Annotated in this window: 25 protein-coding genes; 8 read left to right on the top strand and 17 right to left on the bottom strand. The window is 62.7% G+C overall.

The genetic code is table 11. The annotated features are described in order from the left end of the window. The first annotated feature begins 76 nt into the window (after positions 1-76). Positions 77-1978, top strand: a complete 1902-nt coding sequence (locus AC3VI7_RS03990; RefSeq protein WP_489668120.1) for an ATP-binding cassette domain-containing protein — start codon at positions 77-79, stop codon at positions 1976-1978. Positions 1979-2026: 48 nt separating this feature from the next. On the opposite strand, the gene AC3VI7_RS03995 is transcribed toward AC3VI7_RS03990, so the two are convergent. Beyond that, a complete protein-coding gene (locus tag AC3VI7_RS03995; protein ID WP_489668075.1) occupies positions 2027-2215 on the bottom strand; it encodes a hypothetical protein in 189 nt (62 codons plus the stop codon). A gap of 539 nt (positions 2216-2754) precedes the next feature. Here AC3VI7_RS03995 and AC3VI7_RS04000 point away from each other — a divergent pair. Beyond that, positions 2755-3282, top strand: coding sequence for a hypothetical protein (locus AC3VI7_RS04000; protein ID WP_489668076.1), 528 nt, complete (start codon positions 2755-2757; stop codon positions 3280-3282). A gap of 99 nt (positions 3283-3381) precedes the next feature. Here AC3VI7_RS04000 and AC3VI7_RS04005 read toward each other — a convergent pair whose 3' ends face one another. Further along, positions 3382-4011: an SCO family protein gene (locus AC3VI7_RS04005; protein ID WP_489668077.1), complete on the bottom strand. Its 630-nt coding sequence runs from the start codon at positions 4009-4011 to the stop codon at positions 3382-3384. Further along, the gene (locus AC3VI7_RS04010) at positions 4008-4889 is read right to left on the bottom strand and encodes a biotin synthase (RefSeq protein ID WP_489668078.1); all 882 of its coding nucleotides are present in this window, start codon (positions 4887-4889) and stop codon (positions 4008-4010) included. Before AC3VI7_RS04010 ends, AC3VI7_RS04005 begins: the two co-directional genes overlap by 4 nt. Before the next feature lie 183 nt (positions 4890-5072). Between AC3VI7_RS04010 and AC3VI7_RS04015 the strand changes: the two genes are divergently transcribed. Together AC3VI7_RS04015 and trmL are read left to right on the top strand one after the other, a co-directional pair. After that, positions 5073-5651 (top strand): ComF family protein, encoded by a 579-nt coding sequence (locus tag AC3VI7_RS04015; RefSeq protein WP_489671398.1) that lies wholly within the window; start codon positions 5073-5075, stop codon positions 5649-5651. 60 nt (positions 5652-5711) lie between these two features. Beyond that, positions 5712-6182 carry a tRNA (uridine(34)/cytosine(34)/5-carboxymethylaminomethyluridine(34)-2'-O)-methyltransferase TrmL gene (gene trmL, locus AC3VI7_RS04020; RefSeq protein ID WP_489668080.1) on the top strand — a complete coding sequence of 157 codons (471 nt, stop codon included), beginning with the start codon at positions 5712-5714 and terminating at the stop codon, positions 6180-6182. Positions 6183-6208: 26 nt separating this feature from the next. Here trmL and AC3VI7_RS04025 read toward each other — a convergent pair whose 3' ends face one another. From AC3VI7_RS04025 to AC3VI7_RS04040, 4 genes are read right to left on the bottom strand one after another with little or no spacing between them, the layout of a single operon-like run. Continuing rightward, positions 6209-6817 carry a tetratricopeptide repeat protein gene (locus AC3VI7_RS04025; RefSeq protein WP_489668081.1) on the bottom strand — a complete coding sequence of 203 codons (609 nt, stop codon included), beginning with the start codon at positions 6815-6817 and terminating at the stop codon, positions 6209-6211. 24 nt (positions 6818-6841) lie between these two features. Further along, the gene (locus AC3VI7_RS04030) at positions 6842-7906 is read right to left on the bottom strand and encodes an NAD(P)H-dependent glycerol-3-phosphate dehydrogenase (protein WP_489668082.1); all 1065 of its coding nucleotides are present in this window, start codon (positions 7904-7906) and stop codon (positions 6842-6844) included. Between the two features lie 30 nt (positions 7907-7936). Next, positions 7937-8377, bottom strand: a complete 441-nt coding sequence (secB, locus tag AC3VI7_RS04035; RefSeq protein WP_489668083.1) for a protein-export chaperone SecB — start codon at positions 8375-8377, stop codon at positions 7937-7939. A gap of 60 nt (positions 8378-8437) precedes the next feature. Continuing rightward, positions 8438-9433 (bottom strand): SLAC1 anion channel family protein, encoded by a 996-nt coding sequence (locus AC3VI7_RS04040; protein ID WP_489668084.1) that lies wholly within the window; start codon positions 9431-9433, stop codon positions 8438-8440. Positions 9434-9754: 321 nt separating this feature from the next. Here AC3VI7_RS04040 and AC3VI7_RS04045 point away from each other — a divergent pair, with 321 nt between their 5' ends. Beyond that, the gene (locus AC3VI7_RS04045; RefSeq protein WP_489668085.1) at positions 9755-11422 is read left to right on the top strand and encodes a bifunctional protein tyrosine phosphatase family protein/NAD(P)/FAD-dependent oxidoreductase; all 1668 of its coding nucleotides are present in this window, start codon (positions 9755-9757) and stop codon (positions 11420-11422) included. Here the strand turns inward: AC3VI7_RS04045 and AC3VI7_RS04050 are convergent. From AC3VI7_RS04050 to AC3VI7_RS04070, 5 genes are all read right to left on the bottom strand, one after another. After that, positions 11379-12035, bottom strand: coding sequence for an MBL fold metallo-hydrolase (locus AC3VI7_RS04050; protein ID WP_489668086.1), 657 nt, complete (start codon positions 12033-12035; stop codon positions 11379-11381). The two genes, AC3VI7_RS04045 and AC3VI7_RS04050, sit on opposite strands and share 44 nt — an antisense overlap. A gap of 17 nt (positions 12036-12052) precedes the next feature. Beyond that, positions 12053-12289 carry a cyd operon YbgE family protein gene (locus AC3VI7_RS04055; protein WP_489668087.1) on the bottom strand — a complete coding sequence of 79 codons (237 nt, stop codon included), beginning with the start codon at positions 12287-12289 and terminating at the stop codon, positions 12053-12055. Continuing rightward, a complete protein-coding gene (gene cydX, locus AC3VI7_RS04060; RefSeq protein ID WP_489668088.1) occupies positions 12286-12414 on the bottom strand; it encodes a cytochrome bd-I oxidase subunit CydX in 129 nt (42 codons plus the stop codon). Before cydX ends, AC3VI7_RS04055 begins: the two co-directional genes overlap by 4 nt. An 86-nt stretch (positions 12415-12500) precedes the next feature. Beyond that, the gene (gene cydB, locus AC3VI7_RS04065; RefSeq protein WP_489668089.1) at positions 12501-13640 is read right to left on the bottom strand and encodes a cytochrome d ubiquinol oxidase subunit II; all 1140 of its coding nucleotides are present in this window, start codon (positions 13638-13640) and stop codon (positions 12501-12503) included. Positions 13641-13666: 26 nt separating this feature from the next. Continuing rightward, on the bottom strand, positions 13667-15220 hold the full coding sequence (locus tag AC3VI7_RS04070; protein ID WP_489668090.1) for a cytochrome ubiquinol oxidase subunit I: 1554 nt from the start codon (positions 15218-15220) through the stop codon (positions 13667-13669). Positions 15221-15599: 379 nt separating this feature from the next. Here AC3VI7_RS04070 and AC3VI7_RS04075 point away from each other — a divergent pair, with 379 nt between their 5' ends. From AC3VI7_RS04075 to AC3VI7_RS04085, 3 genes are read left to right on the top strand one after another with little or no spacing between them, the layout of a single operon-like run. Then, positions 15600-17012 (top strand): sigma-54 interaction domain-containing protein, encoded by a 1413-nt coding sequence (locus AC3VI7_RS04075; protein WP_489668091.1) that lies wholly within the window; start codon positions 15600-15602, stop codon positions 17010-17012. 41 nt (positions 17013-17053) lie between these two features. After that, positions 17054-18205, top strand: coding sequence for an FAD-dependent monooxygenase (locus AC3VI7_RS04080; protein ID WP_489668092.1), 1152 nt, complete (start codon positions 17054-17056; stop codon positions 18203-18205). 31 nt (positions 18206-18236) lie between these two features. Continuing rightward, positions 18237-18956 (top strand): DsbC family protein, encoded by a 720-nt coding sequence (locus AC3VI7_RS04085; protein ID WP_489668093.1) that lies wholly within the window; start codon positions 18237-18239, stop codon positions 18954-18956. On the opposite strand, the gene AC3VI7_RS04090 is transcribed toward AC3VI7_RS04085, so the two are convergent. From AC3VI7_RS04090 to AC3VI7_RS04110, 5 genes are read right to left on the bottom strand one after another with little or no spacing between them, the layout of a single operon-like run. Further along, positions 18950-19516, bottom strand: coding sequence for a CAP domain-containing protein (locus AC3VI7_RS04090; protein WP_489668094.1), 567 nt, complete (start codon positions 19514-19516; stop codon positions 18950-18952). The genes AC3VI7_RS04085 and AC3VI7_RS04090 overlap by 7 nt on opposite strands. Before the next feature lie 12 nt (positions 19517-19528). Beyond that, the gene (locus tag AC3VI7_RS04095) at positions 19529-20329 is read right to left on the bottom strand and encodes an enoyl-CoA hydratase (RefSeq protein ID WP_489668095.1); all 801 of its coding nucleotides are present in this window, start codon (positions 20327-20329) and stop codon (positions 19529-19531) included. Positions 20330-20381: 52 nt separating this feature from the next. Next, positions 20382-21491 (bottom strand): DUF3108 domain-containing protein, encoded by a 1110-nt coding sequence (locus tag AC3VI7_RS04100; RefSeq protein WP_489671399.1) that lies wholly within the window; start codon positions 21489-21491, stop codon positions 20382-20384. After that, positions 21473-23257 carry a M61 family metallopeptidase gene (locus tag AC3VI7_RS04105; RefSeq protein WP_489668097.1) on the bottom strand — a complete coding sequence of 595 codons (1785 nt, stop codon included), beginning with the start codon at positions 23255-23257 and terminating at the stop codon, positions 21473-21475. Before AC3VI7_RS04105 ends, AC3VI7_RS04100 begins: the two co-directional genes overlap by 19 nt. Before the next feature lie 14 nt (positions 23258-23271). Further along, complete coding sequence (locus AC3VI7_RS04110; protein ID WP_489668098.1) at positions 23272-23757, bottom strand: DUF3429 domain-containing protein; 486 nt, start codon at positions 23755-23757, stop codon at positions 23272-23274. Between the last annotated feature and the right edge of the window lie 6 nt (positions 23758-23763).

Genomic DNA, 23763 nt, shown 5'->3' on the forward strand with positions numbered 1-23763 from the left:
CGTGCAGCTTGCCGCCATGAATCCCGGGCTACCGCATTTCAGCCACCTTTTTGCTCAGTCTTCTCGGAGTCTCGCCATCGCTCTCATCACACTCCAAGCGGCCTCTTTGGCCTACGGACACGTTCCCCTGCTCGACAAAGCCTCGCTGGCGTTGGAGCCGGGCGAACGCGTCGGCCTGATCGGTCGCAATGGCACGGGCAAGTCCTCGATGCTGAAACTGTTGGCCGGGCTGGAAAAGCCCGACGACGGTTTGGTGCAGCTCCAACAAGGCTTGCGGCGCTATTACGTGCCTCAAGAGCCGCTGTTTGCGCCGGGGGTGACGGTGTTTGACGCGGTGAGCGAAGGCGTGGCTGAAGCCAAGGCGCTGCGCGAGCGCTTCGAAGCTCACGGGCCGGACGACGATCTGGATGCCCTGCAAACCCGCATCGAAGCCTTGGACGGCTGGACGTGGGAGCAGCGTGTCACTGAAACGCTGGAGCGTTTGGGCTTGGTGGCCGAGTCCCGCGTCGAGGCCTTGTCGGGCGGCATGCGCAAGCGCGTCGCTTTGGCCCAAGCCTTGGTCGCCGCGCCGCAGGTGTTGCTCCTTGATGAACCAACCAACCACCTCGACCTCGAAGCCATCCTCTGGTTGCAGACGCTGTTGATCGCGTTTCGCGGGGCCGTCGTGGTGATCACCCACGACCGGGCGTTTTTGGACGCTGTTTCGACCCGCATCGTCGAACTCGACCGAGGCCAGTTGCGCAGTTATCCGGGCAATTTTGTGGCCTTTGAAGCCGCCAAACTGCGCGAGCTTGACGCCGAGGCTCAGGCCAGCGCCCGGGCCGACAAGGTGTTGGCGCAAGAAGAAGCCTGGATCCGCAAGGGCGTGGAAGCGCGTCGCACGCGCAGCGTCAGTCGGATCGAGCGTTTGGTGAAACTGCGTTCGGACCGCTCGGCGCGCCGGGATGTGGTCGGCCGGGTGCGGCTCGATATCGACGCCGGCGCTTCGGGCGGCAAGATCGTGGCTGAGCTTGAAGGCGTGGACAAGGCCTATGGCGAGCGTCAACTGGTGAGCAACTTCAGCACCACGGTGCTGCGCGGCGACAAGATCGGTCTGATCGGGGCCAACGGCGTGGGCAAGACGACGCTGCTCAAGATCATCTTGGGCCAACTGGCCCCCGATGCCGGTCGGGTGCGGCTGGGCACCAACATCCAAGTGGCTTACTTTGATCAGCTGCGTGCGGGCTTGAATCTCAAGGCCACCTTGGCCGACACCATCAGCCCGGGCAGCGAGTGGGTCGAGATCAACGGTGCGCGCAAGCACATCATGAGTTACTTGGGCGACTTCCTCTTCTCGCCGCAGCGCGCCAATTCGCCAGTGAGCAGCCTGTCGGGGGGCGAGCGCAACCGCTTGCTGCTGGCGCGTCTTTTTGCCCGCCCGGCCAATGTCTTGGTGCTGGACGAGCCGACCAACGATCTGGACATCGAAACCCTGGAGCTGCTGGAGCAGTTGTTGCAGGACTACCCCGGCACCGTTTTCCTCGTCAGCCACGACCGCCGCTTCCTCGACGCCGTGGTCACCAGCACCATCGTGGCCGAAGGTGAAGGCCGTTGGCGCGAATACGAAGGTGGGGTCGAAGACTGGCTGATCCAATCCCAACGCGCCGCTGCCTTGGCCAAAGCCGCCGCCAACACGTCCGCCGTTCCGGCAGCCGCCCCCGCCAGCGTGAAAGCCGCGCCGGCCCCAGCCGCCGCTGCTCCGGCCCCGGTCACACCGAAGCGCAAGCTCAGCTACAAAGAACAACGCGAGCTCGATGAGCTGCCCGCCCGCATCGCCACCTTGGAAAAAGAACAAAAAGTCTTGGCCGATGCCCTCGCCGGCACCGAGCTCTACCAAGAAGGCACCGCCCGCATCGCCCAAACCCAAGCCCGCTACGAAGTCCTCGACACCGAACTGATGAGCCTGCTCGAACGCTGGGAAGTGCTCTCGGCGCGGTAATCCCACAAGCCTGAATCGCGCCCCGGAAATGGCCGCAGCTCGACTGCGTTAGCTCTTTTGAATTTCTGGGTGCGCCAAGGCAGGCCTGCCTTGTTTGGGCTTGAGCATCTCGCGCGCAGCAGCGTTGCCTAGCAAGTCCGCGAGCACCTCGCTGGCCGGGTGGGCCTTGTCAAACCACTCGGCCGTGGCTTCCGGCGCGTCTTCGTCGATCTGCTCAGGGTTGGGAATGCGCGGCATACAGCATGCACAGGTGCTCACCGATGAAGCCGAGAGCCTGACAGCGCCTCTCCTTGTCGTTCTGGCGCAGCTCTTCAACGGTCAGTGCCGTGCTCCAGTCGAAGTCCGCTGCAAGCCAGAAGGGGAATCGGTCGGCTCATCCACGCCTGCAGCGCAAACACAATAGCCACGAGACTCTCCTTTTTGAAACGAGCACGTATGAGATTTCGTGACCCCATCGTCTCACCCCGGAACGGGGATGTCACTTTCATTCGTTAGGCCCATGCAGCAGTCAGCTCAATTTTGCAAGCGTTGCGGCGAGAACTACGAGGCTCCGCTCGTGACTCTGCCCGTTCTTATGCAACTTGGGAAACTGGCTCCCCAAGATAGACCGGCCGCGTTAGCTCGACTCAACAGTGCAACACTTGAGCAAGCAAACACTTGGCTTCGCCATAACCTAGAGCAATCCTGCCCGAAGAAGGTTGCTCACTGCCCGAAGTGCGAGGGCGAGCTTCGAACTTGGCAAGCTCAGTGGTGCCCGCACTGCAATCATGATTGGCATGCGCAATGAACCGAGCGCCAGTCGCCAGCCTAACTGGTCGGTCAAGCGGACGCCAAAACAGGCCATGCCTTCGGCATTTTCATGGCCTGTGTTGGTGCCCTGCGCACTTTCGGTGCTCCGCAGCGCCGCTTACCTTGGGCGTTGGGCCACAGAAATGCGTACAACCTTTGCAGCAATCGCTTTTGGCTTCGCGGCAATGAACGCTTGCGCGGGCGATCACGGAATCGCGAAGCAGTCGAGTATTTCGCCAGAACTCCAGAAGGTCATTTCCCAGATCGGCGACGCTTCGCAGAGAAAGGATTTCAACGCTTTGCGCTCTGCCATGGTTCAGAACTTTGTCTGGAGCTTTGGAGGTGACAGCGATGCCGATCAGGCTATCGCGGAGTGGAAGAAGAACCCGCAGTACCTTCGGGATCTTGCCTTGGCGAGCCGAGCGAAGTGTGGTGCTGAGGGGCCCGAGTACATTCAGTGCCCCGCAAACGCTGGAACTCGATTCCGGGCTGGGTTTCGCCTCGTAGGTGGCTAGTGGAAGATGGCGTACTTTGTCGGGGGCGACTAATGGGCGAAACTCTGTGGCCTAACCCATCTACAAGGACTTCCCCATAAGTCAACTTGAGTTCAACCCTCAAGCCGGTGGGGCTGCCTGGAGTAGTTGTTGGAGGTCGGAGACCAAGTCGGCGGGGCGCAGGCCGGGACGGACGTAGAGGCGGATGTGGCCTTGGGGGTCGAAGACGAAGAAGGCGGCGGTGTGATCGACGGTGTAGCTGGTGGGGGTTTTGCCGGGGGCTTTGCGGTAGACCACTTTGAAGGCTTTGGCCACGGCGGCGGTTTCTTCGGCGGTGCCGCGCAGGGCCACAAAGCTGGGGTCGAAGGCGTCGATGTAATTTTTCAGCAGTGCTTGGGTATCGCGCTCGGGGTCCACGCTGATGAAGACGGTTTGCAAGCGGTCGCCGTCGGGGCCGAGCAGCCGTTTGAGCTCGACCATCTCGTTCAAGGTGGTCGGGCAGATGTCCGGGCACTGGGTGTAGCCGAAGAACACCAACACCGCTTTGCCGCGAAAGTCGGCCAAGGTCCGGCGCTGGCCGTGCTGGTCCAGCAGATCAAACCCTTGGGCGTAAGTGGCGCCGGTGATGTTGAGCGCATTGAAGTGCTGACGCTCTTCGCAGCCGCTGAGCATGGCCGTGCTGATCGATCCCATCGCCCCCATCAGCAGCGTCAGCAAGGTACGGCGATCAAGGCAGACTGGACGGCTCATGGCGAGTTCTTGCGGGCGGTGTTGCGGGTCATGCCCCGGAAGGTGTCAAGCGTGATGGTGGTTTCAGATTGCACCTTGACGCGCGGCTCGGGTTTGAAGGCGTGGCCGTAAATGATCTCGAAACTCAGCTTCGGCTTGGGGCCGAGTTGCTGTTCAAGTTCAGCCTCCAGCTGGGCTTTCCAGCGCGAGGTGCGCAGGCCGTTGAAGCGCAGCGGCGCGGTGTTGCGACCCAAGCCGCGCAGCTCGGTGAGCAAGGCTTGCGCGCTGGGCCACGAGAGGGTGATCACTTCCATGTCCATCACCGGGTCGGCAAAACCGGCGTGTACCAAGGCGTCGCCCAGATCGTGCATGTCGATGAAGGGGCTGTGGGCCTCGCCCCAGCCTTGGGTGGCGTAGAGCGCGCGCAGCTCACGCAAGGTGTCGGGGCCGAAGCAGGAAAACATCAAAAAGCCATCCACCGCCAAGGCGTCGAGCCAGCGCTGCATCAAGGACGGACCATCCTCGACGCCATGCAAGCCCATGTTCGACCAGAGCAATTCCGCCTGCGCTGGCGGGGTGGCTGGGGTTGAAGTGGTTTTGCCGCGCATCCACGACCACCAGCTTGGTGCCGACGTCGCCGTCGATACGGCGGTGGGCTCACGTTGACCGGGCTCCATGGTGGCGATGTGGGCGCGGGGGTATTGACGCTGGAGTGCTTCCAACCCGCCGCCGTGGTGGCTCCACCAGTCGATGATGTGTTGGGGCTCACGCTTGATCCAACTGAGGCGCTCGGCCATGCGCTGGGCCACCTCTTGATGCAGCCAAGGCGCAGGGGCAAGGCGCTGCAAAGTCTGCCAACGCAGCAGGGCGTGAGGGTCAACGCGGGTGGGCTTGGTCATGGTGGGTGGGCAGTATAGTGAGCACGGGGAGGTGACATGGCTTGGGGAGGCAGTGCCTGTGCGATCTGTCGGTCTTGGCAACGACAGGTCTTCTGTGCGGCGTGTCTGGCGCGCTTTGCTGCGCCACCGTCGGGGGCGGGACAGGCGCTGCGTGCCGTTGGTGCTGTTTGTGCCGTCTGCGCCATGCCAGCCGCTGAACCCGGTGCGCTCTGTGCGCGCTGTCAGGCTGATCGGCCGCCGTTCGAGCGCACCATCGCCGCCTTGCGTTATGGCCCGCCGTGGCAGCGGGTGATCCACAGCTTCAAACGTCTGGAAGGGGCCGGTTGGTCCCGGCCTTTGAGCGAGTTGATGCAAGCGCCTTTGCGCGCCGCTTATGCCGAACAGGCGTGGCCGGAGCAGATCGTGCCGGTGCCCTTGGCGCGCGGCCGACTGCTGGCCCGAGGCCACAACCCGGCGTGGGAGCTGGCGCGCTGTCTGGCTGCCCAGTTGCAGATCCCGACGCAGCCCAGCGCGGTGCTGCGCTGCCGTGAAACCCCTTCGCAGCGCGAGCTTTCACGCGCTGATCGTTTGCACAATCTGCGCGGTGCGTTTGTGCTGGCCCCCGGCGCGCAGGGCTGGTTCAAAGGGGCGCGGGTGGCGGTGGTGGACGACGTGATGACCACGGGGGCCACGGTCACCGAGTTGGCGCTGACCTTGCGGCGCGCCGGGGTGCAGTCGGTGCATGTGTGGGTCTTGGCACGCACGCCGCTCGATATGACTTGACGTCGCCTGACTCGGGTAGCCTTGGCGTCCTTGACCTGCAAGGTTTACCAACGTTTTGCCATGTTCCGTATTGTTCTTGTCGAACCCGAAATCCCGCCCAACACCGGCAACGTGATCCGCTTGGCCGCCAACACGGGCTGCGAGCTGCATCTGATCGAGCCGCTGGGCTTTTCGATGGATGACCGCTTGCTGCGCCGCGCTGGGCTCGATTACCACGAGTACGCCCCGGTGCGGCGTCACGCCAACTGGGCGGCTTTCATCGCCAGCCAAGCCCCAGATCCGGCGCGGATGTTTGCCTTCACCACCCGGGGCAGCCACGGTTTGGCGGCGCAAACTTGGCAGCCGGGCGACTGGTTGGTCTTTGGTTGCGAAACCCGGGGCTTGCCAGAGGCGATTCGCGATCAATTTGCCCTTGCGCAGCGCGTGCGCTTGCCCATGCGTCCCGAGCAGCGCAGCCTCAACCTCAGCAACGCTGTGGCAGTGGCGGTGTTTGACGCTTGGCGTCAGCAGGGCTATGCCGGCGCGGTGTGAGCTGATTTGAGCCGGTTGAACCGGGATCAGCGGCTCGGCTTCCAGTCCTTGGCCAACGCAGCGCCTTGGGTTTTGTGCTCGGGCGTGAACTTGTCGCTTTCGAGCATCAGGCCGGAGAGCACATGGCCGCGTTCAGCCGCCAATAAGAGCCATTTGTAGGCTTGTACGGCGTCGATCTTGATGCCGCCGTCACCCGACAGCAGCATCACGCCCAGCATGTTTTGGGCGTCATCGTTGCCACGCTCAGCCGCTTCAGTGAGCCACTTTTGGGCTTCGGGCAGATTGGTCGGTGATTTGACAAACGTATTGATCTTGCCCAGATCACGCATGGCCGCCACATGACCTTGGTCGGCCAGCTTGAGCAAGGTGGCCTCACCAGCGGCCAGATCCCGCAAGGGCGCTTTGGCGTTCAGTTGCGAGCTGGCAGTCAGGTACTGGGCGGTGATGTTGCCGGTTTTGACCAAGGGGGCCAGGGTTTTGATGACCGTGCCGTAGTCGCCCTTCATGTAGGCGGTCAGGCCGTCCTTGAGTCGGCTAAAGGTGTCGGCTTGGGCCGCACCGGCTCCGAGGCTCAGCACCACAGCGATCAGCAGGGTGGGCAAAGGCAAAAATAAGCAGGGGCGGTGGCGGCGCATGGCGTTCTCTCTGGTGATGTGGGCTCAATGTTCGGCGCGTGATTCTCGGCTCATCAGCGCCTGTACGGCTTGCTGCGGGGTCCATTGGGCTTCGATCAACGCCACAACTGCACGGGTGATCGGCATGTCCACACCCAGCGTGCGGGCACGTTGCAACACCGTGCGAGCGCTGTAGACACCTTCGGCCACGTGACCCAGCTCGTCCAAGATCTGCGCCAGCGTCATGCCTTGGGCCAGCTTGAGGCCGACTTGGCGATTGCGTGACAAGTCTCCCGTGGCCGTGAGCACCAAATCGCCCAGACCCGAGAGGCCCATGAAGGTGTCGGTTTGTGCGCCGAGTGCGACACCGAGGCGGGTGATCTCGGCCAAGCCTCGGGTGATGAGTGCCGCACGGGCGTTGAGGCCCAGCGCCATGCCGTCGATCACGCCGGTGGCGATGGCCATGATGTTCTTGACCGCACCGCCGACCTCCACTCCCACCGGATCGGTCGAGGAGTAAATGCGCAGCTGTGGGCTGTGGAAAGCCCGCACGGCCAATTGGCGCACCCAGGCATCGGTGCTGGCGGCGACCAAGGCGGTGGGCTGGCCGCGAGCCACTTCGACGGCAAAACTCGGCCCTGAAAGCACGCCTACCCGTAGCGTGGGTGCCACTTGCTGGGCGATTTCATGGCCGAGCCGGCCGGTGCGAGCTTCTAGCCCTTTGCTGAGCCAGAGCACCGCGCAGCGTTCGGCCACCGGCGCTTGGCTCAAGCGCTCCAGCATGTCGCGCAAGCCGGCCATGGGTGTGGCCAGCACGATCAAACCGGCAGGTGGGGCGGCCGGGCCACCGTCACCATGACCATGGCCCACACCGTCCCCTTGCGCAGGGGACTCGGTGGCGGCATGCCAAAGCGCGGCACTGAAATCGTCCGTGATGCGCAGGTCTTGCGGCAAAGAGATGTCCGGCAGGTAGCGCGCGTTGACGCGTTGCCGATCGATCGCTTCGGCTTGAATGGGGTCACGGACCCACAGAACAGTCGGGTGATGCAGGGCAGCCTGGGCCGCGATGGCCGTGCCCCAGGCACCGGCTCCGAGCACACTGATGTGCATGGCAGCTCGCTCTCTTGCGTTGGACCGCGATCAGGCGTTGTAGCCGGTCGCAGCAGCTTGCTGCTGGGCTTCAAACATGGCTTGGAAATTGACTTCGGCCAAATGCACCGGCGGGAAGCCAGCACGGGTGATGGTGTCGGCCACCACGGCACGCAAGTACGGATAGATGATCGACGGGCAGGCGATGGCCAGCACGGGTTGGAGCTGATCTTCCGGGATGTTGCGCACTTCGAAGATGCCGGCTTCCTTGGCTTCGATCAGGAACAAGGTCCGATCTTGCAGTTTGGCCGTCACGGTGGCGACCACCGCCACTTCAAAGATGCCGTCGATGATGGGCTGAACCTCGATGCCGAGGTTCACGTCCACTTGCGGTTGACCCTGTTCGGTCAGGATCTGCGGCGAGTTGGGCTGCTCCAACGACAGATCTTTGAGATAAACACGCTGAATCTGAAACACGGGCTGGTCGGACATGGGCACTTCCTTGTAGGGCTTGAAAATAAGGCCGAAGGATTATGGCCCAGCCCACGCCGCTCAGGGGGCGGGTTGGATGCTGGCGATCTGCTCGGGTGCCAAGAGGGTGCCTTCACGCAGCCCCCGCACCGTGGCCGTGACCAAGCTCAGGATGATCAACGAGGTCAGCGCCAGCAAAGTAACCCCCAGCAAACCCATCGCCGTGCCGGGTGTCCCCAGCCGCAAGGTCAAGGCCGTCAAGGCCGCGAGCGGAAAAGACATCGCCCAATGGACCGGGGAGAAAGGCAGCCCCGTGATCCGAGGCATTTGGGTGGCGACCCACGCAAAGCTGAAGAAGGCGATGCCCCAAAGCACCCAAGCCACCAAGACCGGCGCACCCAATTGCAGCAAGGCCAAACCACTGACGGCTGGCGGGGCGATAAGGATGAACAACGTGGGCATCAGGCGTTCAGGCCACAGCCCTTGGATCACCACGCGGGCCGCCAAAAGCGTCAGCACCACCGGCCAAAACAACAAGCCGATGCCAAATTGCGCGGCCGACCACTCGGCGTGCCCCAACGGCACCCCCGCCAGAGGCGCGAGCACATTGCCCACCACCGGAATGAGTAACGCGGGTGTAACGCTGGCCCACACCAAACCACCAGCCTGCGGCCCCTGCCACCAACGTGACAGCACCCAAATCGAGACATAAATCTGTGTCAGGCTGCCCATCCACCATAGCCAGCGCGCCGACTCACTCACACCGTTCAAGGTCACCGCCACCGTGGCCAGCAGCAGCATGGCAATCGGCAAGGCGGCAATGAACGTATGGCGCACGGGATGGCGTCGATCTTCAGCCCAGGCCTCGGGATAGCGCTGACCACGCATCATCGTCAAGAGCGCCAGCACAGCAAAAACAAGCACCGCCAAGCCGCCAAGCGCCCAAGCGACCCAACTAGCCTGCTCACCCATAAAGGGCACAGCACGCTGCCAAGCCAGTGCCAAGCCTGCCAAGCCCATGACGATGGCGTACCAACCAGGAGCCAGAAATTTGAGAGGAGTGGGGTTTTTAGCCATGCCTCAAGCATACCCTGTGCGGTACCCTGACGCTGTTTTGGGGATTTTTCGCCAGCGCAAGGTGCGTCTCAAAACTGCCAATCCAAGGCCATGAAACTGTCACATAACTGCCAAAAACTGCCAATCACTGCCACAAGTTGTCAGGGGTCACGCTAGCGCGGTAGAAATAGATACGCATGCAACCTGAATGCGTGATGAAAATTACGGGTTTACGATGAGGAAAACGCTGGCATGAATCTTGAGCTAGATCAGAAGGTTGTCACCTAGCTTCAACCCGCCACTTTTCTTCGCTTATTTATTTTTCGCTCAAGGAAACCAGCCATGGAAATCCGGGCCATCACGCCTGAACTGTCAGTCACTGCGCAGATTCTGCCGACTGACCTCGCTGAACTGAACAAGCTGGGCTTTCGCTCGGTGGTTTGTAATCGCCCTGACGGGGAAGCCGGGGATCAACCGCTTTTCAAGGAAATCAGCCGCGCGGCTGAAGATCTGGGCATGGTCGCGGTGTACCTGCCGGTGGAGTCGGGCAAGGTCAGCGACGAAAGTGCGGTCGAATTCGGCCAGCTCTTTGCCTCCTTACCCAAACCTGTGTTGGGCTTTTGCCGCACCGGCACGCGCTCAGTCACGCTTTGGGCCTTGTCCCAAGCGGGCAAGATGCCCTTGCCCGAGATCTTGGAGCGCTCCAGCCAAGCGGGCTTCAAGATGCACGGCGTCGTGCGCCGCATCGCTAACGGGGGCAAAACGCCAGTGGATGTCGCCGATGCCCGCCACGATATCGTCATCGTCGGTGGCGGTGCGGCCGGGGCCGCCGTGGCTTCGAGCCTGCTGGCGCGGGATCGGCATCTGGACATCGCCGTGATTGATCCGGCCGATGTGCATTACTACCAGCCGGGTTGGACCTTGGTGGGTGCGGGGGTGTTCACGGCTGAGCAAACCGTGCGCGTGATGGGTTCGGTGCTGCCCCGAGGCGTGCATTGGATCAAGGCAGCCGTGGCCGCCTTCGAGCCCGAGCAAGATGCCTTGATCTTGGACGGTTGCCGGGTGGTCAAGTACAAGCACCTGGTGGTCTGCCCCGGCATCAAGCTGAACTGGCACGGCATTGAGGGCCTGATCGAAACCTTGGGCCGCAATGGGGTCACCTCCAACTACCGCTACGACTTGGCACCCTACACATGGAAGCTGGTGCAGGAGCTGAAGTCGGGCAAGGCCTTGTTCACCCAGCCGACCATGCCGATCAAGTGCGCAGGCGCACCCCAAAAGGCGATGTACCTCTCGGCCGATCATTGGCTACGCCAAGGACACTTGAAGGACATCAACATTTCCTTCATGACCGCTGGGCCAGCGTTGTTCGGCGTGGCGGACTACGTACCGGCTTTGATGGAATACATCAAGCGCTACAACGTCGATCTCAACTTCACGCACAACCTCACCGCCATTGACGGCCCCGGTCGTAAAGCGGTGTTCACCCGCACCAAGCCGGACGGCACCAAGGACACGGTCGAGCGCAGCTTCGACATGATCCATGTCTGCCCGCCGCAACAAGCGCCCGATTTCATCCGCGTCAGCCCCTTGGCCGACGCTGCGGGCTGGGTGGAAGTGGATCAGCACACCTTGCGTCATCGGCGCTACAACAACATCTACGCGCTGGGTGATGTGAGTTCGACGCCGAACGCCAAGACAGCGGCCGCCGCCCGCAAACAAGCCCCAGTGGTGGCCGAAAACCTGTTGGCTGATCGCGCGGGTCGCAAGGTATCGGCGCATTACGACGGCTACGGCTCCTGCCCGCTGACCGTCGAGCGCGGCAAGATCGTGCTGGCCGAGTTCACCTACGGCGGCAAGGTCGCTCCGAGCTTCCCGAGCTGGCTGATCGACGGCACCCGCCCCTCACGGCTGGCTTGGCTGCTGAAGGAACGGATCATGCCGCCCTTGTACTGGGAAGCGATGCTCAAGGGCCGCGAGTGGATGGCGAAGCCTGAGACGTTGGACTGAGGTTCATAAAGGCGTCGCGCGACCGGCCTGAAAAGGCCTTGTTGCGCCGCCGCTCTTCCGCGATGGTGGAGACGCTGCGGCCCTCCAAATCGTGTCCGGGAAACACCAGCGTTTCACCGGGCAGCGTCAGCAACCTAGCGGTCACGCTGTCGTACATGGCCCCCGCATCACTGTGGGGGTCATTGCACGGTGGGCAACCGCCCAAATGCAGCGCATCCCCACAAAACAGCCGGTCGCGCCACAAAAAACTGATCGAGCACGGGGTATGGCCGGGGGTGGCGATGACCCGTAGGCGCTCCTTGCCAAAGGGCAAAACATCACCATCATCGACGTAGCTCAACCCGGAAGGTGGCGCGGCGTCAAAACGGGCGATCTGTCGGCTGTAAGCATGGCGGCTTATCGGCCCCAAGGCCTCGGCTTGAACATGGGCTGGGGTGTGACCATGGGTGTGAGCCACCCAACGCAGTCGCAGACCTTGCTCTTGGAGGATGGCGGCCAGCAAAACTTGGTCCTCGACCAAAGGGTCGATCAGCACGGCTTCGCCTTGTTCAGGGTCAGCCAGCACATAGGACAAGGCGCTGCGGTGGGTGTCGTAGAGCTGTCGAAAGTACATATCACGCATAGGTCAGGTCACAAGCTGAACGCTAGCAACAACCAAGCCAAAGCCGCTGGGGTCGAAAAAAACCACCGCAGCCACTGTGGCCGTGGGATGTAGCCAACGCCGCGCACGAAACCGGCCGCCATCGCCAACATCAACAAAACCAAACGTAGATGGTCAACATGACCCTCTGCTTTCACCAACAAAGGGGGGTAGATGGTGACCACCAGCGCGATGGCACACGCTACCCCTAAGGCCAGCAAGTTCAAGGCTCAGCCTCAGCATGGCCACGGTTACTCTCGTGTCGAGCCAGGGCATGTTCGCCCCACATCGCATTCAGAATGGCCAGCAAGACGGCAAAGCCGATGCCAAGCATCCAAGTGAAGTACCACATGAAAATCTCCTCTTGAAACGTCAAGGCACGTCAACGTAGACCGTAGGGTGAGTAGGACATAGGGTGTGGTGGTGCATAGGGGGGTATCAATAGGCGCTGTGAGCGTTGCGGCGGATATGCTCCACCGTGACCTTGCCCCGCATCACCCGGTACGCCCAACTGGTGTAGACGACGATGAGCGGGATAAAAACAGCCGCAGCCACCAGCATGATGCTGAGAGTGAGCGGGCTGGAAACACTGTCCCAAGCCGTCAAGCTGGCGTTGGGATGCGTGGATGAGGGCATGACGAAGGGAAACATCGCGGCCCCAGCGGTGCCGATGATGCCGGTCATGGACAGCGAAGAGGCGACAAAAGCCCACCCTGTGCGACCCATCCGACCCAACATGATCGCCAGACCTGTACCGACCAAAGTCAGGGCCGGCAGGGCCCACATCAGCGGCCAGTGCAGAAAGTTAGCCAGCCATGCACCGTCAGCGCGTACCACCGTCTTGTTGAGCGGATCGGGCAGCGCAGCGGGGTCGATCACGGAGGTGATCACGTAGCCCGGGATGTGCTCCAACCACAAACCGGCCACCGCGAACAAGACCAGGCCCATCACACCCGCCACACTCGCTGCACGCATCGAGCGGCGCTGCACATCGCCTTCAGTGCGGTGGGCCAAGTACACGCCGCCATGCTGGATGATCATGGCCGAGGCCACCCCACCGCTCAGCAGCGCAAAGGGGTTGAGCAAGTCGGTAAAGCTGCCGGTGTAGTGCGACACCAAGAAGTCATCGAAATAAAAGGGCACCCCTTGCAGCAAATTGCCGAAGGCGATGCCAAACACCAGCGGGGGCACCGTCCCGCCGATGAACAGACCCCAGTCCCAGGTTTGACGCCAGAGCGGGTGATGGATCTTGCTGCGGTAGTCGAAGCCGACGGGGCGCAAAAACAGCGCCCACAGGACCGCCAGCATGGCCCAATAAAAACCAGAAAATGCGGTGGCATAGACCAGCGGCCAAGCGGCAAAGAGCGCACCGCCAGCGGTGATGAACCAGACTTGGTTGCCGTCCCAGTGTGGGCCCACCGTGTTGATGACCACGCGGCGTTCATCGTCGCCTTGGCCCACAAACGGCAGCAAGCTGCCCACGCCCATGTCGTGGCCGTCCATGATGGCAAAGCCCACCAGCAGCACGCCCACCAGCAGCCACCAGATCACCTTGAGGGTTTCATAATCGAAAAGCATGGTGAATCCTTCAATCCTTCAAGCCGTCAATGGGCTTCGTTGTCGTAGCGGCCGGTGCCTAGGCTGCCGGGCCCTAAGCGGGCAAAGCGAATCATCAAACCCATCTCGATGATCAACAGCACGGTGTAGAAGGCGACAAAGCCAGCTAAGGATCCGTAGACGCTCTCCACACTGACGCTCGACACCGAGAGGTGCGTGGGCAGCACGCCGTAAATCGTCCAAGGTTGGCGACCGTATTCGGCGACGAACCAGCCCAACTCGCAGGCGATCCACGGCGCGGGCAGCATCAACAGTGCCCAGCGCAGCAGCCAGCGTTGTTCGCCGCAGCGCATCTTCAACGTGGACCAAAACGCAGTCGCAAAGAGCAGCAGCATGGCCATCCCTAAGCCGACCATGGCGCGAAAGCCCCAGAACATCGGCGTGACCTTGGGGATGGTGTCGCGCGCCGCTTGGTCGATCAGCGCTGGGGTGACATCGTCCATGGACTTGACGTATTTGCGCAGCAGCAAACCGAAGCCCAAATCCGCTTGGTGTTGCTTGAGGACGGCTTCCGCCTCCCGGTGACTGCGATCATGGCGCAGCGTATCCAGCGCCTTGACCGCTTCGATGCCCGAGATGATGCGGAGGCGGTTGCGCGCGATGAGCTCCTTGATACCTGGGATCTCCTTGTGGATCGAGCGCGTACCAATCAGGCCCATCACCCACGGGATCTCGATGGCCCAGTCGTTTTTCATCTCGGCTTCGTTGGGCCAAGCGATGAGGTTGAACGATGCCGGGGCGGGTTCGGTGTCCCACATGGCTTCCATGGCGGCCATCTTGGTTTGCTGGGCCTCGCCCACGGTGTAGCCCGATTCATCGCCCAGCACGATCACCGAGCACACCGAAGCCAACCCGAAGGCCGCCGCGACGCGAAAGCTGCGCCGGGCAAAGGCGATGTCTTGGCCCTTGAGCAAGTACCACGACGAGATCGAGAGCACGAACATCGCGCCGGTCACGTAGCCGGCCGAGACGGTGTGAACGAACTTGGCTTGGGCATCCGGGTTGAAGAGCACGGCCCAGAAATCCACCATTTCCATGCGCATGGTTTGCCAGCTGAATTCGGCACCCACCGGGTTTTGCATCCAGCCGTTGGCGATCAAGATCCACAGCGCCGACAAGTTGGTGCCTATCGCCATCAGGATCGTGACCAAGAGATGTTCGCGGCGCGAGAGGCGATCCCAGCCAAAGAAGAACAGACCGATGAAGGTCGATTCAAGGAAGAAAGCCATCAGCCCTTCGATGGCCAGCGGGGCCCCAAAAACGTCACCGACGTAATGCGAGTAGTAGGCCCAGTTGGTGCCGAACTGGAACTCCATCGTGATGCCCGTGGTCACGCCCAGCGCGAAGTTGATGCCAAACAACTTGCCCCAAAAGCGCGTCATGTCCTTCCAGACCGCTTGGCCGGTCATGACGTAGACGCTCTCCATGATGACAAGCATCCACGTCATGCCGATGGTCAGGGGCACGAACAGGAAGTGATAAAGCGCGGTGACGGCGAATTGCAGCCGTGACACGTCAACGAGTTGATCAGACATGGTCATGTGTTCCTGGTAAGGGCCCAGAGCATCCCAAGCGCCACCAGCTTGATAAGGACGATCAAGGTCAACTCGTGACGCAGCGACCAAGTCGGGCGTGGGCGAGCGGGTGGCCGAAAGGCGAAGCGAGAGGAGATGGATGACATGACAGCGATTTCTTGAGGACGCTGCTCTATTCCAAGAAGCGTGCCAACCCCGGCCAACGCCCACCAACGCCCGCAAAACAGCGCCACGGCCTACGCCGTGGGCATTTCGGCACGTTTTATGCATCAAGGTAGCCGGTAGTCAGGGCGGCTGTCGCATCCAAGGGACGGGGCTTACTGCCGCTCACTGACAGTCTTGGCAGTGCTCTGACACAATCGACGGCACATAAAAGGGGTATCAGATGTCTGGGGTGAAGTTGTTGCCCGAGTTGGTGTCGTACTTGGAAGGCTTGGCCGAGCCGCACATCTTGTTTGATCGGCAGTACCGCATCGTGGCGGCCAACGCGGCGTATCGCAAGCAGTTCAGTCCAGCCGCCAGCGTCGTGGGGCGAACGTGCTACGAGGTGTCACACCACTTCAGCGTGCCCTGCGATCAGGCTGGCGAGTGCTGCCCACTGGCCAAAGCCCGAGGCTCCGGTCAGCGCGAGCGCGTCTTGCACCTGCACCACACGCCCAAGGGCGAGGCCTACGTCAACATTGAGCTGCTGCCTTTGCGCAATGCCGAGGGCGAGATGGCTTATTTCGTCGAGAAGATGGAAGCGGTGCGCACGGCGACCTCGGCGAGCGGGGGCGGTGCTTCAGCGGTGTGGGAGCTGGTGGGCCGCGCACCCGCCTTTCAGCGCATGCTGCAAAAAGTAGCTCGGGTTGCACCCAGCGAAGCCACCGTGCTGCTCCAAGGCGAGTCCGGTACCGGCAAGGAGCTGGTGGCGCGGGCGGTGCATGCGGCCAGTCGCCGGGCGCACAAGCCCCTGGTGGTGGTGGACTGCACCAGCTTGCCCGAACATTTGTTTGAGAGTGAGCTGTTCGGCCACGAGCGCGGCTCCTTCACCGGGGCCACCCATCAAAAGCAAGGCTTGGTCGAGTCAGCCAGCGGCGGCACGCTGTTTCTCGATGAAGTCGGCGAGATTCCCTTGCCGATGCAAGTCAAGCTACTGCGCTTGCTGGAGTCAGGCACCTACCGACGGGTCGGTTCAACCGAATGGCGTCACGCGGATATTCGGGTCATCTCGGCCACGCACCGCGATTTGCGCCACATGGCGTCGCAGAATCTGTTTCGGCCCGATCTTTACTTCCGCCTCAGCACCTTCCCAATCCACCTGCCGCCGCTGCGTGAACGCCGCGAGGATCTGGCCCTGCTGGTGCCCGCCTTGCTGGCGCGGCTGACCCGTGACCGCCCCTTGACGCTGGCACCGGCCACCTTGGGCCGCTTGGCCGATTACGACTTTCCCGGCAATGTGCGTGAGTTGCGCAACTTGCTGGAACGCGCCAGCTTGCTCTGCGACGGCCCCGTGCTTGAGCCTCACCATGTCGAAGAAGCCCTGACACCCGAGTTCAGCAGCAGCGCCAGCCCTGTGGTGTCCGTGGACCCCCTTGCCATGGCGACGACCCCACTCCCCACGATGCAACTCCCGCCCGTCGCCGCCGTCCCGCTTTCCCTGCACAACCTCAGCCGTGACCTCCTGCGCGCCGAAGTCCTGGCCCACCGAGGTAGCCGCGCCGAACTGGCCTTGCGCCTCGGCGTCAGCGAACGGACCTTGTATCGCCGGTTGAAGGCGTTGGAGGACGCGGCCGAGAGGCCTGAGAAGGCGGGGTAATATTTGCCCGCCATCAACCTCACGCCCAACCCTCTTCAGCCATGAACTCAACTGTCAGCGGTGCGGTCGATATCTGCATTCTCGGCACCGGCCCGGTCGCCGCCAGCTTGGCCTTGGCCTTGGCCCGCCAAGGCATATCCAGTGCGCTGACCACCGCCCCGCCCCCGGCGATCACCGCCCCCCCCACCGAGGACGTGCGCACCTACGCCCTCAACGCCGGCTCGGTCGCCTTGCTGCGCTCGCTGCGCGTCTGGGATGCCTTGCCAGTGGACGCGGCCACCGCCGTGGACGCCATGCGCATCCATGGTGATGCGGGCGGCGAGCTTGAGTTCTCGGCTTGGCAGCAGCGTGAATCGGCGTTGGCTTGGATCGTGGACGCCCAAGCCTTGGACGCCGGTCTGGCCCAAGCGCTGCTTTACGCCCCGCATGTGCAGCGCGTGGCCCAGCCGGTGGACGCCCCGTTGCAAGCGATCTGCGAAGGCAAAAACTCCGCCGCCCGCGCGGCCCACGGCGTGACGTTCAAGCGCGACGCCTACGGCCACAGCGCTTTGGCGGCCCGCATCGTCAGCGACGCGCCCCATCAAGGCGTAGCGCACCAGTGGTTCCGCAACCCCGAAATCCTCGCCCTGCTGCCCTTTGATCGCCCCGTCTCAAACGCCTCCTTCGGCTTGGTCTGGTCGATGCCACACGCCGACGCCCTGGCCCGCGCCGCGCTCAGCCCCGAGGACTTCGAAGCCGCACTCAACGATGCCTGTGGCCCTGAGGCAGGCCGCTTGCGCCTAGGCTCTGAGCGCTTGGTTTGGCCCTTGGCTGCGGCCCACGCTGAGCCCTGCTGCGGCCCGGGTTGGGTGTTGCTGGGCGACGCCGCCCACCAAGTCCACCCGCTGGCCGGTCAAGGGCTGAATCTGGGGCTGGCCGATGTCAGCAGCTTGGCGCGAATTCTTGGCCAAGCGCGCCGCGAAGAAGCTTGGCGCTCGCTGGGCGATGAACGCTTGCTGCGCCGCCATGTGCGTGAACGCGCCTGGCATGTGCGCAGCGTCAGTGGCGTCTCAGACGGCCTTTGGCAACTTTTCTCACGCCCTGAAGACCCGGTAAGAGCCTTGCGCAATCAAGGCATGAGCCTGCTCAATAAGATGCCCACGCTCAAACGCTGGCTGGTCACCCAAGCCATGGCCAGTGACACCCCTTCCTGAAAAGCTCAACGTCGAAAGTCGAAAGTCGTTCATGTTCAAACGCCTGCTCACCGCCACCCTGATCGCTTTGTCGTTCAGCGCCGCCCACGCCGATGAGGCCGAGATCCGTAAAACCTTGAGCGAACGCTTCGCAAATCTGCCCAAAATCGATGAAGTGCGGGCCACCCCGATGGCCGGGCTGTGGGAAGTGCGTATCGGCACCGAGGTGATGTACAGCGACGCCAAGGGCAACTTCCTGATCCAAGGCGCGCTGATCGACACCAGCTCCAAACGCAACCTGACCGAGGAACGCGTCGAGAAGCTCACCGCCATCGACTTCGCCGCCCTGCCCCTCAAGGACGCGGTGGTCTGGAAAACAGGCACCGGCAAGCGCCGCATCGCCGTCTTTGCCGATCCAAACTGCGGCTACTGCAAGAAGTTCGAGCGCGATCTGCAAAGCGTCAAAGACCTGACCGTCTACACCTTCATCATCCCCATCCTAGGTGGCGACTCGAAGGAAAAGTCCGAAGCCATCTGGTGTGCCAAGGACAACACCACCGTCTGGCGCGACTGGATGGTCAAGGGCACCACCCCGCCACGCATGATGGGCAAGTGCGACAGCACCGCCATTGAGCGCAACACCGCCTTGGCCCAAAAGCACCACATCAACGGCACCCCGGCCATCATCTTTGAAGACGGCAGCCGCTCCCCCGGTGCCATGCCCGCCGCCGAATTGGAAAAACGTTTGGCGGCGCTGGCCAAGGGTCAATAAGGCCGCTCTCCGACCACGTTGCCTGCTGGGCGGTATTGGCAAACCCAGACTTGATCGCTGGCCGGGCAGATGTGTTTGGCGCAGCCCACTTCTTGGGTACTTTTCCAAACCAGTTGGGTGTAGTGGCCGCACATCTTGCCGGTTTTGCAGGTGTTGGTGGCGAGGTCGTAGTCCGCATCTTCGTGGCCCCAGTCATCGACCACTTGGGCTGAACTCACCGCTTGGATCGCCACGGAACCGTCAGAGCCCATCAACGGGCTGGCCCAGAACAGGTTTTCGCCCAGACCAAGTCGATGGCTGTGAACCATGTCGCAACGCTGGTCCTTGAGCAGCTGCTCAGCCCACTGCGCTGAAGACTGGGCCAAATCCTCGGCCCAGCGCAGCTCAGGCACCCCCACCTTGGCCCGCCAGCGGTTGTGATCGGCCAGCATCGCGGCCTGCGAATCACCGCTCAAAGTCTCCACCCCAGAAGCGGCTTTGGAGGCCTCTTCAGCGACCCCCATGCCCGGTGCGGCCAAAACCCCAGCAAGGACGGTCAGACGAATCAGAGCGGTCCACATGGTGAGATCCTTTCAACGTTGCTGGAACACCGGCTTGCGCTTTTCAAGGAAAGCCGCCATGCCTTCTTTTTGATCAGCGGTCGAGAACAGCGCGTGGAACATGCGGCGCTCGTAGAGCAAGCCTTCGCTGAGCGGCGCTTCAAAGGCGCGATTGACGCATTCCTTGGCCGCCAAGATGCTGGGCAGCGAGTTGGCGCAAATGGCGCTGGCGGCTTGTTCGACTTCGGCGTGCAGGCGCTCAAAAGGCACCACGCGGGAGACCAGCCCGGCACGCTCAGCTTCTTGGGCGTCCATCATGCGCGCCGTCAGCACCAAGTCCATCGCCTTGGCCTTGCCAACCGCACGCGGCAGACGCTGCGTACCGCCCGCGCCGGGGATGATGCCGAGCTTGATTTCGGGCTGACCAAACTTGGCATTGTCGGCGGCAATGATCACATCGCAAGCCATCGCCACTTCGCAGCCACCGCCCAAGGCAAAGCCCGACACCGCCGCGATGATGGGTTTACGCACTTGGCGCAGGGTGTCCCAGTTGCGCGAGATCAGCCCTTGCGTATAGGCGGTGGCGAAATCGAAGGGCGCCATCATCGAAATATCGGCCCCAGCGGCAAAAGCTTTTTCGCTGCCGGTCAGCACGATGCAGCCGATACCCGGGTCGGCGTCAAACGCCAGCAGGGCCGCACCCATCTCGTCCATCAAGGTGTCGTTGAGGGCGTTGAGTTGCTTGGGCCGGTCCAGCGTGATCCAGCCTTGGCGCAAAGCGCCCTCGCCACGGGTTTCAACACGGATGGTTTCAAAGGTCTGGGGCTGGGTCACGTTCGTACTCCTTGGAAAAACACAGTCTGGGCGATCCTGGTGATCAGGGTGATCAGGAACCCGATTGTTGGGGCCACTTATCCAAAATCAAATCGAGAGAAGTCTCGGCATCTTGTTTCATGCGGATGCGGATCGGGAACCAATGCAGCGTCGGTGCCAACCACATCTCGACCGAAATATCACCCGGATCAGCCTGCCGGCGTGGTTTGAGATGCAAAGCCTCGATCATCCCGACCGAGGTTTCTTGGGGCTCCAAGCGATCGACCTCATAGATCCAACGGTCCACGCGGTGCGGCAACGCCAGCGGCAACGCCACTTGGGCCCCTTGGGCGTGCAACTCGGCCCGCGTGGTGAAGAGGTAAATCAGCTGAATGAACTGGCTGGCGGTGTCTTGGATCTCGGCTTTGGGCGCTTCATGCCGACCGTTGGCCAAGGTGATGCCGTCGGGCTCAAAACGGATCGTGGCCAAGCGGGGGCTGCCCATCAGCACGCGGGTTTCTTGCTCGTAGAGCTGCGGCACCAAGCCGGTGGCGTCGATCAACCCTTGGCTGCTGACCCGGCGACTGGCCAAGGGGGCAAAAGAAGGGCCGATGCTGACGTCCAGATGCACCTGATAGCGCGCGCCTTGGCGCAGCCACTCCACTTGGGCTTGGCCTTCGACCGGCCCGCGATAGTTGCCCAGCAGCTTGTAGTTGAGTTTGGTGGACACCGGCCACGTGAACACGGGAGCCGAAGCTGGCGCAACTTCAGCCACGCTGGACGAGGCCACCTCGGGCGCTGAAGCGGCCACCGCCAAAGTCTCTTCGGCCGAGGCGGCCACCTCGACAGGCACCGCTGAAGCGGCCTCTGAAGCGGCCTCTGAAGCCGCAGAAGCTGCGGCAGCCGCCAAGGCCACCTCCGGTGCGGGGCGGCGCTTTTTCTTGGCCACCGGCGCCGGGGCATGCGCCACGGGGGCGGGGGCGGCTGTAGGCAGCACGCTGCGGGCGTAGGTGGCTTGCATGCGCTGCATGGCGGGCTTGGGCGCAGCGGATGAGCGGGCGGCTTCGAGCTGCGCGCTGATCTCGCCCAACCCGCCGATATGCAGCCCGATCACGCCAACCAGCAACGCCAGCAGCAACCCAGCGCGCCGCCAACCCACCCGGCTCACGCCACGCCCAACCAAGCGGTCAACAAGGACTCATCCAACAGCTTCAAGCTGACGGTGGTGGCCTTGGGTGTGGCGGGCAGGGTCAGACTCAGCAAGCGCCGGTCGCGCGCCACCAGCAGCGGCAGCGCACGCTCGGCCGCACCGAGCTGCGCAGCCTCCAGCAGCTTCAAGATGCGCCAGCCGTCCAAGGCCAGCCATTCATCGCCGGCCGATAAGCCCGCCGCCTCGCCCGCCCCGCCGCGCAGCACCGCTTGCACCTTGATGCCGCTGGGTGTCTCCTGCAAGCGCAGGCCCAAGCGCTGCGGCAGCAAGGCGGTGTCTTCCTGCCACGCCACACCGACGGCTTGGAGCAGCTCAAGCAGCGGCAAGTCTTCGGTGCCATGCACCCAGCTGAGCAGCTCGGCACACACCCCGGCGGATCGCTCGGCACCGGCGTACTCGGCCACCAAGGCCAGCAGCATCGCCTCGGTGATCGGACCGCTTTGGCTGCGCTGCCACAGACCTTGCATGACCTGATCGAGCGAGGCTCCAGATGCCGGTAGTAACCCCCGCAAACGCAAGTCCAGCGCCAGCGCCACCAACGCCCCCTTGGTGTAGTAGCTGACCGTGGCGTTGACGGTGTTTTCGTCGGGTCGGTAGTACTTGACCCACGCGTCAAAGCTCGATTGCGCCAAGCTTTGGACCTTGCGCCCCGGCGTATCGAGCACTTGGCGGATCGTCTTGCTCACCAACCCCAGATAACGCGGCACGTCGATCAAGCCGGCGCGCAGCAACATCAAATCGTCGTAGTACGAGGTAAAGCCCTCAAAGAACCACAGCAGCTCGGTGTAGTTCTCGCGCCCCAAGTCATAGGGTGCGAACTCGGGCGGGCGGATGCGTTTGACGTTCCACGTATGGAAATACTCGTGGCTGATCAGCCCAAGCAAGGTCAGATGACCGTCGCTGAGCGCGCCCGGCCCTTGGATGCTGGCTCCCACCTCGTCACACCGGGGCATGTCGGCCCGGCTGGCGATCAGCGCCGTGCTGGCGCGGTGCTCCAACCCGCCGTAGCCCTCATGCACCAAGCGCAGCAAAAAGACGTAGCGCTCGAACGGCGGCAAAGACGCCCCTTCGCCCTCGCCGTGCCAAAAACGAATCTGCGTCGCGCAAATCTGCTGGGTCTGAGCCAGCAAACGGGCGTGATCGGCCAAGGGCCACGCGCCGCTGATCACCAACTCATGCGGTCGACCGCCCGCTTCAAAATGCCCGCGCCAAAAGGTGCCAAGTTCAAAGGGATGGTCGATCAGCTCGTCGTAGTTGGCCGCCACAAAGGTAGCCGGCGCGGCTTCGGCAGCGGTGCGCATCGCCGTGGCGATCTCCCACCTTTGGGGCAAGCCGGTGAGCTGCACCTGATGCGGCTGATCCTCCAAACCTTCACAGGCCAAGAAAAGACTCGTGCCGTTGAAGAAACCCCGCTCGCTATCGAGCCATGCGGTGCGCACCGAAGCGTCCAAGGCGTAGACCGACCAGCGCACCCGCAGCGGCTCTAAGGGTGCAAGGTCTTGATGACCGTCTTGAACCTCCCAGGTGCATTTGTCGAGCTGCACCACCGGCACGGGCCGCCCCCCCCGCCAAGCCTGCAAACCCGAGACATGGCGGGCGAACTCGCGCACCAAGTAGCTGCCGGGAATCCACACCGGCAGGCTCAGGCGCTGCGTGGGTGCGGCAGCGGCAAGATCCAGCGTGACGTGAAACTGATGCGCAACCGTGTCAGCCGCATCAACGAGGTAACGGACCACCATGCGCCGCTCCCGAATCAGATTTGCGCTGCGGCCAAGAAACAGCACAGCGAGGCCACTGCCGTCCAGCGAAAGCGCAGCATCAACCAAGCCGACAAACCGTGGGCCGGATAGACCTTGCGATCAATCAAGTAGCTGGCGATGAACAGCACCCCATCCACCACCAAACCCACATGGGGGGACATCATCCCGCCGATCCACGCAAAGACGGTGAGGAGGATGCCGCGCGTAAAAATCTTGCGCTGCGGCGGCGTGCTGAGCATGCCCAAGCCCCAGTGGATGCCGCCCAAAAAAGCCACGGTCACGGTGGCATAGGCGGCAAGCACATGCATCACCGACAAGAAAGCGTTGCCACGCACCAAAAACAGCAGCAGCACACAGAGCACAAACGGCGCGAGCCCGATGTGAATCCACTTGCTCCACTGCGGATCAGGCTCTCCAAATGATCGACCTGCTGAAGCGGGAGCCGGCAAAGCGTCGGAAGAAGAGGGAGTCAGCGACATGATGGG

This window comes from Leptothrix toolikensis (SeqCode), assembly GCF_057922285.1.